Annotated in this window: 15 protein-coding genes, 1 tRNA gene and 2 pseudogenes; 12 read left to right on the top strand and 6 right to left on the bottom strand. The window is 69.8% G+C overall.

The genetic code is table 11. The annotated features are described in order from the left end of the window. Positions 1-47 precede the first annotated feature (47 nt). Both LPA41_RS37265 and LPA41_RS37260 read right to left on the bottom strand, forming a co-directional pair. Complete coding sequence (locus LPA41_RS37265) at positions 48-947, bottom strand: aminoglycoside phosphotransferase family protein (RefSeq protein ID WP_229075996.1); 900 nt, start codon at positions 945-947, stop codon at positions 48-50. Between the two features lie 70 nt (positions 948-1,017). After that, positions 1,018-2,316 (bottom strand): annotated as a pseudogene (locus LPA41_RS37260) (M14 family metallopeptidase); the annotation flags it as partial. Between the two features lie 149 nt (positions 2,317-2,465). Between LPA41_RS37260 and LPA41_RS37255 the strand changes: the two are divergent. Further along, complete coding sequence (locus LPA41_RS37255) at positions 2,466-3,290, top strand: MerR family transcriptional regulator (RefSeq protein WP_229075995.1); 825 nt, start codon at positions 2,466-2,468, stop codon at positions 3,288-3,290. 29 nt (positions 3,291-3,319) lie between these two features. On the opposite strand, the gene LPA41_RS37250 is transcribed toward LPA41_RS37255, so the two are convergent. From LPA41_RS37250 to LPA41_RS37240, 3 genes are read right to left on the bottom strand one after another with little or no spacing between them, the layout of a single operon-like run. Further along, the gene (locus LPA41_RS37250) at positions 3,320-3,502 is read right to left on the bottom strand and encodes a hypothetical protein (protein ID WP_229075994.1); all 183 of its coding nucleotides are present in this window, start codon (positions 3,500-3,502) and stop codon (positions 3,320-3,322) included. Next, the gene (locus LPA41_RS37245; protein WP_229075993.1) at positions 3,499-3,744 is read right to left on the bottom strand and encodes a helix-turn-helix transcriptional regulator; all 246 of its coding nucleotides are present in this window, start codon (positions 3,742-3,744) and stop codon (positions 3,499-3,501) included. Before LPA41_RS37245 ends, LPA41_RS37250 begins: the two co-directional genes overlap by 4 nt. Further along, on the bottom strand, positions 3,744-4,205 hold the full coding sequence (locus LPA41_RS37240) for a DUF2975 domain-containing protein (RefSeq protein WP_229075992.1): 462 nt from the start codon (positions 4,203-4,205) through the stop codon (positions 3,744-3,746). Before LPA41_RS37240 ends, LPA41_RS37245 begins: the two co-directional genes overlap by 1 nt. A gap of 161 nt (positions 4,206-4,366) precedes the next feature. On the opposite strand from LPA41_RS37240, the gene LPA41_RS37235 reads away from it, so the two are divergent. Continuing rightward, positions 4,367-5,224, top strand: coding sequence for an LLM class flavin-dependent oxidoreductase (locus LPA41_RS37235; protein ID WP_229075991.1), 858 nt, complete (start codon positions 4,367-4,369; stop codon positions 5,222-5,224). On the opposite strand, the gene LPA41_RS37230 is transcribed toward LPA41_RS37235, so the two are convergent. Continuing rightward, on the bottom strand, positions 5,225-5,617 hold the full coding sequence (locus tag LPA41_RS37230; RefSeq protein ID WP_229075990.1) for a hypothetical protein: 393 nt from the start codon (positions 5,615-5,617) through the stop codon (positions 5,225-5,227). Positions 5,618-5,736: 119 nt separating this feature from the next. Between LPA41_RS37230 and LPA41_RS37225 the strand changes: the two genes are divergently transcribed. The 10 genes and pseudogenes from LPA41_RS37225 (at position 5,737) to LPA41_RS37175 (ending at position 14,257) form a co-directional block, all read left to right on the top strand. Continuing rightward, positions 5,737-6,936, top strand: a complete 1,200-nt coding sequence (locus LPA41_RS37225) for an MFS transporter (RefSeq protein WP_229075989.1) — start codon at positions 5,737-5,739, stop codon at positions 6,934-6,936. A gap of 69 nt (positions 6,937-7,005) precedes the next feature. Next, entirely contained in the window at positions 7,006-7,665 is a 660-nt protein-coding gene (gene ribA, locus LPA41_RS37220) for a GTP cyclohydrolase II (protein WP_229076042.1), read from the top strand. A 139-nt stretch (positions 7,666-7,804) separates the two neighbouring features. Next, complete coding sequence (locus LPA41_RS37215; RefSeq protein ID WP_229076041.1) at positions 7,805-8,239, top strand: deaminase; 435 nt, start codon at positions 7,805-7,807, stop codon at positions 8,237-8,239. A gap of 4 nt (positions 8,240-8,243) precedes the next feature. Then, complete coding sequence (locus LPA41_RS37210; RefSeq protein WP_229075988.1) at positions 8,244-8,711, top strand: MarR family winged helix-turn-helix transcriptional regulator; 468 nt, start codon at positions 8,244-8,246, stop codon at positions 8,709-8,711. Positions 8,712-9,002: 291 nt separating this feature from the next. Continuing rightward, a complete protein-coding gene (cmk, locus tag LPA41_RS37205; protein ID WP_229075987.1) occupies positions 9,003-9,683 on the top strand; it encodes a (d)CMP kinase in 681 nt (226 codons plus the stop codon). Then, positions 9,680-11,116, top strand: coding sequence for a ribosome biogenesis GTPase Der (der, locus tag LPA41_RS37200; RefSeq protein WP_308036664.1), 1,437 nt, complete (start codon positions 9,680-9,682; stop codon positions 11,114-11,116). The genes cmk and der overlap by 4 nt, the downstream gene beginning before the upstream one ends. A gap of 52 nt (positions 11,117-11,168) precedes the next feature. After that, positions 11,169-11,242, top strand: a tRNA-Pro gene (locus LPA41_RS37195). Between the two features lie 365 nt (positions 11,243-11,607). Continuing rightward, positions 11,608-12,626: pseudogene (locus LPA41_RS37190) on the top strand (tyrosine-type recombinase/integrase). Between the two features lie 328 nt (positions 12,627-12,954). After that, entirely contained in the window at positions 12,955-13,854 is a 900-nt protein-coding gene (locus LPA41_RS37180) for a hypothetical protein (RefSeq protein WP_229075984.1), read from the top strand. A gap of 142 nt (positions 13,855-13,996) precedes the next feature. After that, positions 13,997-14,257 carry a hypothetical protein gene (locus tag LPA41_RS37175; protein WP_229075983.1) on the top strand — a complete coding sequence of 87 codons (261 nt, stop codon included), beginning with the start codon at positions 13,997-13,999 and terminating at the stop codon, positions 14,255-14,257. The last annotated feature ends 387 nt before the right edge of the window (positions 14,258-14,644 follow it).

Below are 14,644 nucleotides of genomic sequence, written 5' to 3'. Positions count from 1 at the left end.
CTCACGTCGCTCATATCGTCGACCACACCTCCCGGTGGCCGCGCCGGTCAGACGGCCGGGTCGGCGAGGATGCGGTCCAGGGTCCGGCGGCCGATCCCGGCCATCACCGGGTTGCTGTGCTCGTAGAACCAGACCAGCCCCATCGACTGCTCGAACGCCCAGGCCTGCCCGCGCGCCCACTCCGCGTCGTCGCAGCTCAGGCCGGCCCGCAGCACGTCGCGCGGACCCGGTTCGAGCAGGTGCCAGGCGCTGAGCAGGTCCAGCGCCGGGTCGGCCGGGCCGAAACCGCCGACATCCAGGACGCCGGTCAGGCGGCCGCCGGCCACCAGCAGGTTGCCGGGCATCAGGTCCTGATGACTCATCACGTCCGGGTCGCTGCCGCGGGGCAGCCCACGCATCTTGTCCCACAGGCTGCGCAGGCGGGGTACGTCGAGAAGCCGCTCACTGTGCGCGAAACAGGTCCGCATCCACTCGTCGTGGCCGGCCAGCACGCCGCCGCGGCCCCGGCCCGAGAAGACCGCGCCACCGGTGCCGACCGCACGCATCGCGGTGATCAACTCGACCAGGTCCGCGGCGAACAGTGCGGAGTCGCCCGGATCGTCGTCGGTGGCCACCGTGCCCGGCAGCCACGTCTGCACCGACCAGGGCAGCGGGAACTCGGGTGCCGCGGTGCCGATGGCGACGGGTGCGGGCGTGCGGAACCTGGTGCGGCCGTACAGGTGCTCGGCGGCGTACGCCTCGGCCTCGATCTGTCGCCGGATCTTTTCGGCCTCGGCAGGCTCGGGGGTGGTGGCCGGCAGGCGCGGGAAGCGCGCGGTGAGGTCGTCGCCGATGCGGAAAATGGTGTTGACCGTGCCGTGGGAGCGGACCCGGCGGACCGGGCGGCCCGCCCACTCGGGGAACTGGCCGGACACCAGCGTCCGCACGGTCGTCTCGTCGAGGCTCATCCGGTGCAGCCTCACCGGTTGCCGGCACTGCCGGCAACCGGATTTACGAGCTGCCAGCCGCGTCCTACGAGCAGTACTGTGCCTGCTTGCCGATCACCTTGTACGGGCAGTCGGCGACCTCCGCCAGCAGCAGCGAGGCCTCCCGGTTGCGCGACGTCTCCCGCGGGATGACGCTGGCCGGCGGGTAGAAGCCGCCGCCCGAGGCGCTGCCCGGGTAGAGCTCGAAGGTGTAGGCGAAGATCTTGTGGACGCCCCACAGCCAGTCGAGCGAGTCACCGTCGGTGATGTAGAGATCGCTGGACTGCTGCGGTGTGTAACCGTTGGTTCCGGCCATCTGCCGGCCGAACGTGGCGAACGTGTTGGCCTGGTCCGCGGTCATGCCGGTGGCCGTGTTCGCGGTGGTGTGCCCGTAGGGCCAGAGCACCAGCTGCGAGTACGAGTGGAAGTCGATCACGGCCTTGACCTGCTGGACGCCGCCGACCACCCGGCTGTTGTAGAAGTCCCGGATCACCCGGGTCTCCGGCGCGGAGAACGCCGACGGGCCGCGGTAGGTCGCCGACGAGGTGCTGCCCGACGAGCCGCCGCAGCAGCCCCACCGGTAGCCGTAGTTGCGGTTCAGGTCGGTGCCGACGTAGCTGGAACCGCTGTTCGGCTGCCGGTTCTTGCGCCACGACCGGTAACTGCCGGTTGCCACGTCGTACTCGGCGCCGTCCGGATTGACCGAGGGGATGATCCAGAGTTCCCGGCTGTTCACGATGTTGCGGACCCGGGTGTCGGACGCGTACCCGCCGGTGAACTGGGCCAGCAGGTAGAGCGCCTGCTCGACGGTGAGGTGCTCGCGGGCGTGGTGGTTGGCCTGGAACACCACCTCCGGCTCGGCCTCGTCGGTGCCCACGTTGTCGGAGATCTTGACGGCCACGATGTCGCGGCCCTCGTACGTCTTGCCGAGCACCCGCTTGCTGGCGATGGCCGGGTAATTGGCGACCGCGGCGTTCACCTTGGCGATCATCTCGGCGTAGTTGTGGTACGCCGAGTCCGCCGGCGGGAAGTCGAGCGCGGACACGTCACCGCTGTGGTCGTGCCCGGCGGCTCCGTGCCCGGCCGCCTCCTGGACGGTGAAGCCGAGCTTGCGCAACTTGCTGACCTCGGCGCCGGTCGCGGTCACTGCCGCCACACCGTGCTCGATGTCCTCGATGGCGGCTCCCGTACGAGCGATCTTGTTGCGTTGCGCCTCGGTGCGCACGTCGGAGATCTCGTACTCGGCGGCCGGGTCGGGGGCCGGCCCCGCCCCCGCGGGGGCGGACGCGGTGATCGCCGCGGTCGCGCAGAGCGTGACAGCGGCGAAGGCCGCGAGGGAACGTCGTCTCATGAACGACCTCCGGGATCAGGGGGAATGGTGCACCCACCCCACCACTGCTGATCGACGCAGGGCAATGTCTGGGGCCATGCCAATCCGATACCTATCCCGGAGTGATGCTTGACCCTCACACCGTGTCAGGCGCTGAAGTCGGAGACATCATGTTCACCATCGGAGACTTCGCCCGCACGGGACGCGTGTCGGTCCGGATGCTGCGCCACTACGACGCCACCGGTCTGCTCCGCCCCGCCCACGTCGACCCGGCCAGCGGCTACCGCTACTACACGGCAGGTCAGCTCTCCCGGCTCAACCGGATCGTCGCGCTCAAGGATCTCGGGTTCACCCTGCAACAGGTCCTCGCGATCATCGACGAGGCGGTGGGCCCGGACGAGTTGCGGGGCATGCTGCGGCTGCGACGGGCCGAACTGGAGGCGGCGGTGACGGCCGCCGCGGCGCGACTGGTGCAGGTGGAGGGGCGTCTCCGAGCCATCGAAAGTGAGGGGCGCATGCCCACGAACGAGGTAGTCGTCAAACCCATCCCCGCGCTGCGGGTGGCAGCGCTGTCGGCGACCGCCGGCAGCTACGCGCCGGAGGACATCGGGCCGGTGATCGGCCCACTCTACGAGCAGCTGCTCGAGCGTCTGACGGATGCGGGCATCACGCCGACCGGTCCCGGCGTCGCCTGGTACGAGGACGCGGCGGACGGCCGGATCACGGTGCACGCCGGCATCGAGGTGTCGTCGTCGTCGCTGCCGTCCTCGGCGCTGCCCGGTGGGCTGCGGGTGGTCGACCTGCCGCCGATCGCGAAAGCGGCGACGATCGTGCATCACGGCTCGATGGACGCGGTCGTGCCGACCGAGCAGACCCTGACCCGCTGGATCGACGGCAACGGGTACCGGGCCGCCGGGTACGCCCGCGAGGTCAGCCTGGAGTGCCCGGAAAACCGCGACGACTGGGTCACCGAGTTGCAGACCCCGCTGGCGTAGCCGGCCGGCCCCGGGTCCGGCGGCGGCGCTCAGCCGTTCGTCGGGCCCGGCAGCCGGCGCCGGGAGCGGCGGAAGGTGCGGACCGTCAGGAACGCGGCCGTCGCCACCAGGACGACGCCGATCAGTTGCAGGCCGGGGGAGTCGTCCTGTTCGCCGAGGACGACCGCCGCCACCCCGAGCGCGATCAACGGCAGCATGGCCAGATATCTCATGCGTCTCCCACCTCTTCTTCCTCTTGCGTCTCTTCTTCTGTCGCCACGAACTCCAGGAGATCGCCGGGCTGACAGTCCAGCACCCGGCACATCGCTTCGAGCGTGCTGAACCGGACGGCTTTCGCCCGGCCGTTCTTGAGCACCGCCACGTTCGCCGGGGTCAGACCCACCTTCTCGGCGAACTCTCCGACGCTCATCTTGCGCTTCGCGAGCTGCACATCGATGCGTACGACGATCGGCATCAGATCACCGCTTGCATCTCGGTGTTCAGGGTGGTGGCCCGTCGCAGCAGGGCCCGCATGACCAGCATGAGCAGCTCCAGCGCGGTCACGCCGACCACCATCAGGAACATCAGCAGGGGCACCCCCGGATCGTCGGCGTTGAACCCCACGACGAGGAAGACGCCGACCAGCACCACCCAGGCCGCACCGATCGCCCAGAGGATCGCGTCGACCCACTTGAACGACGCGTCGCTGAAGATCCGGTCCTTCGTGACCAGGGTCAGCAGCTTCCAGGTGGACACGATCACCACCTGGCCGCAGAGCAGCCAGAACACCACGATCGCGGTGGCCGGCCAGCGCAGCGGGGCGAAGTCAGGGTCCTCGCGGGCCATCGAGGCGAACTGCCCCGGGAACGACACGGTCTGGAACATCACCAGGATGCCGAAGAGCACCACCAGCACGCCCCGAAGCGGCGCAACCACTCGTTTTTCGGTAAGCACCCATCGAGATTCGCTCACTACCTATCGAAAGTCAATAGATGTGATCGCGTTGTGAACGTTCGGGCCGGGGCTTGTGGCCGCCCGTCTCTGCCCTGCGCAGAAACGCATTCCGTTCGCCGGGTGTGCGGTGCGAGGCTGCCCGGATGTTCTCCCTTCAGGCGCAGCCTGCCGACGCCGTCTCCTGGCGCGCCCTTGCCGTGCGTGCCGAGGAGCTCGGGTTCGAGTACCTTCTCGCCGCCGACCATCCCGGCACGTCCGCCTCCCCGTTCGTGGCGCTCGCTGCCGCGGCCGCCGTCACGACGCGGATCGGGCTCGGGTCGAACGTGTCGAACGCCGGTGTCCGGGAGGCCGTCCACATCGCCGCCGACGTGGCCACCCTCGACGTCGTGTCGGGTGGGCGCGCCCGGGTTGGCATCGGCGCGGGGCACACGCCCGCCGAGTGGCTGGCGATCGGGCGGGAACGGCCGGACGTCCGGGGACGGGTGGACCGCTGCCTGGCGGTGGCACGGCGGGTCCGGGAACTGCTCGACGGGGAGTTGGAAGGACCCCGGCCGGTGCAGGGCCGGATTCCGCTGACGCTCGGCACGGCGAACTCGCGGATGCTGCGCTGGGCCGGCGAGCACGCCGACGTCGTCGGCCTCAGCGGTCTGGGGCGGACCCTGGCGGACGGGCACCGGCACGAGGCGCGCTGGAAGCCCGAGCAGATCGATCATCAGGTCGGTCGGGTGGTGGCCGGCAGCGCCGACCGGGAGCGGGGGCCTGTGCTGGAGGCACTCGTCCAGATGGTCGAGCTCACCGACGACGCGGAGAAGGCGGCCGCGCCGCACGCCGAGCGTCTGGGGATGCCGGTCGCGGACCTGCTCACCGCGCCGTTCGCCCTGATCGGCACGCTCGACGAGATGCGCACCGCGATGCGCGCCCACGAGCGCCGCTGGGGCATCACCCGTTACGTCGTCCGCGAGGCCGCCCTGGAGACGGTCGCCCACCTGATCCCGGGGTGATCACGCCGGGCAGTCGATCGGGTGGTGGGTCACGTAGTCGCCGTACGACCAGCGCACCTCGAACCGCAGGCACCGGGTGGCGCTCTGCTGCGCCTTCCCGAGGTAGCCGCCGCTGGCCGTGGCCGTGAACCTGGTGTCCACCCACGCCTGCAGCGCGTCCAGCTCTATCGTGTCGATCCGGTCCGAGCCCAGCACCTCGCCCCGGCGGGTGATGACCGCCGAGGTCAGATAGGAGACGCCGCCCTCGCCGTAGTCGCCGGGGCTGAGGTTGGCGAGCGCCACGGAGACCTCGCGCGCGATGGCGGCGGCCGTCCGGTCGATGGCGTCATCCGCCGCGTTGCCGGACGACGCGCAACCGGTGAGCCCGATCAGCAGCAGCACGGCAGTCGTCATGACCCGCACGGCCGGGTCCTCCTTCGCATCGACGGTCGTCCCGGGACGATATAGGTCGCACGCCATGGCCGATTGCGGCAAGCTCGGCGCATGAGCGGACCGTGCATGAGAAAAGCCGCATGAGGGCGGTCGTCACGCTGCTGGCGCTGATGCTGTCCACCTTCGCCTACGTGACCGCCGAGACGCTGCCGATCGGCCTGCTCCCACTGATCGCCGATGACCTGGGCAGCACGGTCTCCGAGGTCGGGTTGCTGGTCACGGTGTACGGCCTGGTCGTGGTGCTCACCTCCGTACCCCTCACCAAAATCACCCACCGGATGCCGCGCCGCCTGCTGCTCTGCCTGCTGCTCGCGATCTTCGTCGTGGGCAACGCGGCGTCGGCGCTGCTGGACGGATACGGGCCGCTGATGGGTGCCCGCATCGTGGTCGCGATGAGCCAGGCCGTCTTCTGGTCGGTGGTCACTCCCGCCGCCGCGGCGCTCTTCTCGGCCGGGGCGCGCCCGCGTGCGGTTTCCCTGCTGTACGCGGGAAGCACGCTCGGCGCCCTCGCCGGTGTTCCGGCCGGCACCTGGATCGGGCAGCAGGCCGGCTGGCGGGTCGCGTTCCTCGCGCTCAGCGTGGTGGGCGCGCTGATCCTGGTGGCGGTGCTGGTATTGATGCCGGGCGCGCCGCCGGGCCAGGCCGAGACCGCGTTCGGTTCGAGGCCGGACGCGGGCCGCTACTGGACGATCGTGGTCTACACCGCGCTCGCCGTGGCCGGGGCGTTCGTCGCGCTCACCTACATCAGCCCGTTCCTCACCGAGGTGAGCGGTTTCGGCGAGTCCGCGGTGGGTCCGCTGCTGTTCGTGCGCGGCCTGGCCGGCCTGGCGGGTGTCTTCGCGGCCGGCTGGATGGTGGCCCGCAACGGCTGGCTGACGATGGTCGTGACGATCGGTCTCCAGGCGGTGGCGCTGCTCCTGCAGTGGGTGTTCGGCACGTCGGCGACGATGACGGTGATCACCCTGGCTGCCGCCGGATTCAGCTTGGCGGCGATGGCTTCAGGCCTGGGCGTACGGGCGATGGAGACGGCACCGGGCAGCACGGACATGGCTTCGGCCGGCACGTCGACCGCGTTCAACGTGGGCATCACCGCGGGCGCGTTGCTGGGCAGCCTTCTGATCCCGGTGGCCGGTGTCCGCAGCGTCGCCCTGGCCGGCGCGGTGCTGAGCCTGCTGGCGTTCGTGGTGGTGCTGCTGGAGCCACGCCTGTCCACGCGGCGCCGGGTTCGCGCGGACTCGCCTTCGCGTTCGCCGTCGGAGTCGTCGGCCGCCGGGTGGTGATCGCCACTCTTGAAGTTTCAACAGAAGGGGCGGATGCTCTTGGTGAAACTTCAACAACTGGGGGTCGGCATGACGGTCACGCTGGAAGTGCCAGCCACACGGGTGCGGACCCGGGTCTCGGTGCCCCTGCGGTTCCCGGACGGATACGCCACCACCGCCGACGTCTTCACCTTCACCGGGCTGGTCGACGGCCGCGAACACCTCGCCCTCGGCCTCGGCCCGTGGCGGGCCGCGCTGGCGTCGACGGCCACCGGCGGGGAGGCGCCCCTGGTGCGGCCGCACAGCGAATGCCTGACCGGCGACGTCTTCGGCAGTGAGCGCTGCGACTGCGGGCCGCAGCTGCGCGAGGCCGTCGAGCGGATCACCGATGCCGGCGGCTTCCTGCTCTACCTGCGGCAGGAAGGGCGGGGGATCGGCCTCTACGCCAAGCTGGACGCCTACGCGCTGCAGGACACCGGCCTCGACACCTACCAGGCGAACCTGGCGCTCGGGCACGCCGAGGACGAACGCGACTACACACCGGCCGCGCAGATGCTGACCGCGCTCGGCGTCGACCGGATCCGAATGCTCAGCAACAACCCGGACAAGGCGGCCCAGCTCGGCGCTCTGGGCGTACGCGTGACCGAACACGTCCCCACCGGCGTGCACCTGACCGGCGCGAACGCGAGATACCTGACCGCGAAACGGGACCACACCGCGCACACGCTCGACCTGCCGCTGGCCGGCTGACGTGTCCGCGCCCGCCCTGCCCTGCGCCGTCCTGCCGCCCGCCTCCGTCCTGCCGCCCGCCTCCGTCGTGCCGGCTGCCGCCGTCGTGCCCGCCGCATCCCTCCTGCCGGCCGCTTCCGTCGGGTCGGACGTCGACTGGATGCATGCGGCTCTCACCGTGTCGCGGCTCGCGCCGCGAGTCGACACCCGGTACGCCGTGGGCGCGATAGTCGTCGACCACGACGGCAGCATCCTGGCCACCGGGTACACCGGCGAGACGGACCCGCACGAGCATGCCGAGGAAGCCGCCCTCGCCAAGATCACGCCGGGTACCGACCTGTCCCGGGCCACGATCTACACCACGATGGAACCGTGCACCCACCGCCGCTCCCGCCCGGCGTCCTGCACCCGGCTCGTCGTCGCCGCCGGACTCGGACGGGTGGTCCTGGCGCTGCGCGAACCCCTGCACTTCGCCGACTGCGACGGCGTCGACACGCTGCGCCTGGCCGGCGTCGACGTGGTCGAACTGCCCGACCTGGCGCACCATGTCCGTGACGTCAACGCGCACGTCCTGACGGCCGGGCAGGCAGGATGACATCGTGACCGCCGAGGCCCAGCCGCAGTGGCTTACCGACACCGAGATGCGTACCTGGCTGAACCTGACCCAGGTCCTGATGCTGATGCCCGCCGCGCTGGACCGGCAGTTACGCGAGGACACCGGGATCCCGCACGCCTACTACCAGATCCTGGCCAACCTCAGCGACGAGCCGGGCCGATGCATGCGGATGACCGATCTCGCCCGCCGCGTCGGCACCACCACGAGCCGGCTGTCACACGCCGTGGCCAGCCTGGAACAGCGCGGCTGGGTGCAGCGGCAGGCCTGCCCCAGCGACAAACGGGGGCAGATCGCCCACTTGACGGCCAGTGGCCTTGACACGCTGCGGGATGCGGCGCCGGGGCACGTGGCCGAGGTACGCCGGCTGGTCTTCGACCACCTGAGCGACGAGGACGTCGAACGGCTGGGCCAGATCACCGCCCGCCTGCTGCCCACGCTCACCGCGAGCTGACCCGGCGCGCCTGGGTCGCGGCCCGCACGGGTGTGGCGGCCCGCACGGGTGTGGCGGCCCGCACGGGTGTGGCGGCCCGCACGGGTGTGGCCGCTCGCACGGGTGTGGCCGGGAAGCTCTGTGCTGCCGGGCAGGCGCGGTGGCCTGGTTAGGGGTGGTTGCGGTCGGGGGAGGGCCGATACGCGTACCCCTCAATCTTGATCGTCTTCTTGGCAGAGCCCGGGTTCGTCGGTGATGGCATGGGCGGGCACAATGGGAGGGTTGGTTGCCGTGGGGACGTGAGGAGGAACGGTGGCGCTTCAGGAACGGCCGGAAACGTGCGTGGTTGCCGTCGACGGCCCGTCCGGTTCGGGCAAGTCCACCGTTTCCCGGCGGCTGGCCGCGGCGATCGACGGGGTCTACCTCGACACCGGGGCGATGTACCGGGCGATCACCTGGGCCGTGCTCCAGGGCGGTGCCGACCTCGCCGACCCGGACGCGATCGCCAAGATCGCGCTGGAGACCGAGCTCTCGATCGGGACCGACCCGGCCGCGCCGCACTTCGCCGCGAACGGGGTGAACGTCGACGCCCCGATCCGTGGCGCCGAGGTCACCGGCGCGGTCTCCGCCGTCGCCGCCGTGCCCGCCGTCCGCAAACACCTGGTCGCGCTCCAGCAGGCGATCATCGCCGGGCACCCGCGGATCGTTGTCGAAGGCCGTGACATCGCCTCCGTGGTCGCGCCCGACGCCGACCTCAAGGTCTACCTGACCGCGTCCGCCGCCGCTCGCGCCGCCCGGCGCAGCGCCGAGGACGCCACCGACGTCGCCGCCACCGAGGCCGACCTGGCCCGCCGCGACAAGCTCGACTCCAGCCGCGCGGCCGACCCGCTGCGCCAGGCCTCCGACGCCATCGAGGTGGACACCACCGGGATGGGCATCGACGAGGTCGTGGCGCATCTGCTCGGGCTGCTCAACAGCAAGGTAAGTAAGTGACTGATCTTCCCGCCGGTCTCGATCTCAACGATTTCGAGGGCGGTCTCGATTTCTCGGCCACCTCGTCGGACTCCCCGGACGAGCAGTTCACCGGCCCGGTGCCCGTCGTGGCCGTCGTCGGCCGTCCCAACGTGGGCAAGTCCACGCTTGTCAACCGCATCATCGGGCGCCGCCAGGCGGTCGTCGAGGACGTGGCCGGGGTGACCCGTGACCGTGTGCCCTACGACGCGCAGTGGAACGGCCGCCGCTTCACCGTCGTCGACACCGGCGGCTGGGAACCCGACGCCCGGGACCGCGCCGCCGCGATCGCCAACCAGGCCGAGATCGCGGTGCAGACCGCCGACGTCGTGCTCTTCGTCGTCGACGTCACCGTCGGCGCCACCGACGTCGACGAAGCCGCCGTGAGAATGCTGCGCCGCAGCCACAAACCGGTGATCCTGATCGCCAACAAGGCCGACAACCAGAACCTCGAACTCGAGGCCGTCTCCCTCTGGCAGCTCGGCCTCGGCGAACCGCACCCCATCTCGGCCCTGCACGGCCGAGGCTCCGGTGACCTGCTCGACGACATCCTCGCCGCGCTGCCGCCCACCCCGCCCGTCACCGAGGGCGGCCCGCGCGGCCCGCGCCGCGTCGCCCTGGTCGGCCGGCCCAACGTCGGCAAGAGCAGCCTGCTCAACCGGCTCGCCAAAGAGGAACGCGCCGTCGTCGACTCGGTCGCCGGCACCACCGTCGACCCCGTCGACAGCCTGGTCGAGATGGACGGCGAGCTCTGGCAGTTCGTCGACACGGCCGGCCTGCGGCGCCGCGTGCACCAGGCGTCGGGCACGGAGTACTACGCCTCCCTGCGCACCGCCGGCGCCGTCGAGGCCGCCGAGGTAGCGGTCGTGCTGCTCGACTCCGGCGACACCATCAGCGAACAGGACCAGCGCGTCATCTCCCAGGTCATCGAGGCCGGGCGGGCGCTGGTGATCGCCTACAACAAGTGGGACCTCGTCGACGCCGACCGCCGCATCTTCCTGGACAAAGAGATCGACCGGGACATGAAGCGGGTCCAGTGGGCCGTACGCGTCAACATCTCCGCCAAAACCGGCCGAGCCGTCGACAAGCTGGCCCCCGCCCTGCGCACCGCCCTCACATCCTGGGAACAGCGCATCCCCACCGGCGCCCTCAACCAGTGGATCACCGCCCTGACCCAGGCCACCCCCCACCCCGTCCGAGGCGGCCGCGCCCCCCGCGTCCTCTTCGCTACCCAGGCAGGCGTCGCCCCACCCCGCTTCGTCCTGTTCACGACGGGCCCGTTCGACGCGGGATACCTCCGCTTCATCGAACGCAAGCTCCGCGAGGAGTTCGGCTTCGAGGGCACCCCCATCGAGGTCTCCGTCAAGCCCCGCAAGAAGCTGGGCCCGGGGGGCCGGGGTAAGGCGCACGGGTAGCGGTTGGTAAGCTTTAGGAGATGTCGCGCCGGGCTTGGGTTCGGGGCGGGATCGGGCTGTAGCGCAGCTTGGTAGCGCACTTGACTGGGGGTCAAGGGGTCGCAGGTTCAAATCCTGTCAGCCCGACTTTTCGGAACGTCTTCGCAGGTCAAAGTCCTGCGAAGACGTTCTTTTTATTTACGCTGATCGATCATAAGGGTGCGTGGAGCCCTTTACTCGGCATCCGCGCGAGCGGATCGAAGTGCATTCCGGAAGATGTTTCCGCAGTTCAAGGCCGATCTTGTGGGTCGGGAGGTCGTTTTCCTGGCCTCCTTTACTTGGCCGCCTTCGCCGATGATGATCGAATGGGTCTTCGAGGCTCCGCTGTGTATCGCTGCAGGTCAACGGGCCGTGTAGGCCGTTCGGGTGTTTCCCCTTGTGGCCGTTGACCCGGCGGCACCACCCTTTACTCGTGAGCCGGGGGTGCGGTCCGGAGTTTTTGGCTGCGGGACGTGAGCACGCCGCTGCGCGAGCCCTTGACTCGGGTGGCTGTGCTGGGCAGCGACTCCTTGACCGGGGAGCTGGCATTGAAGATAGAGAATCTGCTGACTGGTGTTCAGAGTCAGGCCTGGGCGGTGCCGCTGAGAGACTGGGACCGCTCGTTGCGCGCCGCGAATCATCCGGAGACCACCCGGTACAACTATGTGCTCGCCGCTTCGCAACTGGCCGCGTATCTGGGCGAGCGGATGCCGGAGGTAGGCGGCGCTTGCGATCCGAGTTTGGTGGACAGCGGGCAGGTGACGGCGTTTCAAGCGTCGGTGATCGAGGAGCGCTCGGCGGGAACGGGGTTGAACAAGTACAAGGCGTTGCAGCGGTTCTTCCGCTGGCTTGTCATCGAGGGCGAAGTTGAGCGGTCGCCGATGGACGGCGTGCCGCAGCCGACAGCGGTGCAGAAGCTTGTCGAGGTCATCAGCGATGAGGAAACGCGACGCATTCTCGAGGTCTGTGAGGGGCGCGGCTTCATGCAGCTGCGCGACCAGGCGCTGGTTAGGATGTTCTACAACACCGGGGGCCGGCTGGCTGAGATCGGCGATCTCCTGGTGCCTGACGTCGATCTGGATACTGACTCGGTCGTCCTGATGGGTAAGGGCGGCAACAACGCCGGGTGCGGTTCGGGGCCAAGACTGCGGGTGCTCTGCGCCGGTATGTGCGCGCCCGCAGCCGACGCCCGGGCCTGACCGGCATCGACCAGTTGTGGATCGCTGCGAAGGGCGCCCGGCCGCTGAAGCCGAACGGCATCAAGATCCGGCTCCGGGAACTGGGGGACAGGGCTGGGGTTGAGCATGTCCATGCGCAGCGGTGGCGGCACAGCTTCGCCCATGAATGGAAGCTGGCCGGTGGCGATACCGGCGACCTGATGTTGCTGATGGGATGGTCCTCGGAAGAGATGCCGCGCCGTTATGGCGCCAGCGCGGCCGCGGAACGAGCCCAGCAAGTCCACGCGCGACTCGGCATCGGCGAACGCGTCTAACGGGTCCGGCCGCCGGCTGAGTCTACGCGGCCAGCACTGAACGTTTCGTACTGCCTCTCGATGCTGGGCGGCCTGGCGGGTCTCCACGCCCATGCGCCAGCAGCGCGTCCAGGAAGCCCCCCGGGACGGACACACGTTCACGCTCGACCTCCAACCGAGTGACAAGCTCACCAATCTGTCCGTACGGGCGGCCGGCAAGCGCGACCCATCTCCTCTCAGAGTTGTTCCGCCAAGCCGCCGCTGGGCGCACACGGCCGATGAGCCTGGCCAGGATGGGCTGGCTCCGGCCGACGCCTCGGCCGCGACGATAACCATTACAGTCGCATTCGTGAGCGCAGATCAGGGTCTGGTCCGAGTGTCCGATTCGTTCGGCGTACGCCGTACCCGAGCCGGATCGATCCTCGCGGATGACGGGACAAACTATCAGGTCCAGTGGGATGACACCGATGAGGAAGAGCTTGTCCCACGGGGCGCTGGCGTTCACGTCGCGACGAGGGGTTCGCTGCGTTTCCTGGCTCTGTCCGACTCCCGGCTGTTCCACGCCGTCTTCGCCCAAGAGCCCCTCGCGGTGGTTCTCCACCTGTTGGCCGAATCGTCGGTCCCGCTGAAGGTGCGAGAGATCCGGGAGCGTCTGGCCGAGCTCGGCCTCCGGAACGAGACCTGGGCCCGGCACGGACCGCGGGCGCTGGCGGTTCTGCCCAAGTGGCCAAATGTCGTCCGACGGCAGAAGGGCGACACTCTAGCCTATGCCTGGGTGGGGGACGACCTTCCCGAACTCCCATCAGAGGCCGAGCCTGACCCGGAGCCGGCACCTACGCCCGCGCCTGTGTCGAAGCCCGCTCCTTCTCCCGCCAAGCCGATCGCGGCTGCGACACCGGTCGAACCGGCGGTGCCGTCCGCCGAGCGCCTTCGGCGCCAGATGAGCGCCGCGCGGAACCTCGGCGAGGTCGCTCGCCTGCTCACGCTCCCGAGAGAGTTCGTGGCTGAGTTGTCGCCGGAGGTGGTCGCCTCCGCGCTCCGCAGGGTCGCCACTGAGGATCGGCTGGTCGCGGGCTGGCTCGACGCCCTGACCGCCTCCGGGCCGATCGGTGCGCTGACCGAGGAACTGGCGATGGCCCGGGCGGCGAACGCCGCACTCCAGAGCCGGGTCGATGAGCTGGAGGAGTGGTGGACGGCCCTTGAACAGAGCACCGATCCGGGCGCCGCAACCCGTCAGCCGGGTAGCTGAGGAGCTTCGAGGGCATCGGAACGGGCGCGATCACCGTCGAGCGGTTGACCCTCCAGGACCGCGACATCGGCCATCCGCTAGCGGATAAGCACCTGCACAGCAGGTGAAGCCCGGCCAGCCGCTCCACCGGGCGGGACGCGCGGTGTTCGCCAACCTGCTCGAACGAGGCCTCGACCCCGCACAACTGCACCTGCATGGCCGAGACGTCGACAACATCGTCACGCCGTACTTTTGCTGGCTTTCAATGCGCTGCATGAGGTCGATGGCGCGATGCCTGACCGATTTCGAGGGCAGGGAGTGGCTCGAGGTGGTCAACCCAACCCGGATCAAAGACCTCGACGCTTTGCGGATTCCTCCCAGATCTCCGGCCGCCCTCGAACGGTTCTCCCGCGTGCGCCTGTAGCAGTGATTCTGGCGCCCTGCGCGTGGCGCATGCGTCGCAAGGTCACCGCCCTACACACCGCGATCGAATCCGGTCAACTGGTCACCTTCCCCGACGCCGAGACCCTGGTCCGCTGGCAGCACCCCACCGAGGGCCTGCTCGGAGCCGGTCGACCCGGTGAGGCCGCCGGCGCTGCCGCTGTCGTCAGAATGCTGCGGGTAAGACATCGCGAGCGTCGATCAGGATGACACCAGTCAGGCCCGCCCACGGCCGCAGACGACCTAGTACGGCAGCCGCCGTTCGTGAGGTGACCTCGGATCCCGCGGGAACGAGGACGGCCACCGCATGATCGTCTGTGCGTTGTGGACACAACATCAGACCTTGCGGTGGCCGAGAGCCACAGCGTAG

The sequence above is a fragment of the Actinoplanes sp. DH11 genome (assembly GCF_020873875.1).
Taxonomy (GTDB): Bacteria; Actinomycetota; Actinomycetes; order Mycobacteriales; family Micromonosporaceae; genus Actinoplanes.
The sequence above is the reverse complement of the archived record's forward strand: the minus strand, read 5'-3'. Positions and strand labels throughout refer to the sequence as shown.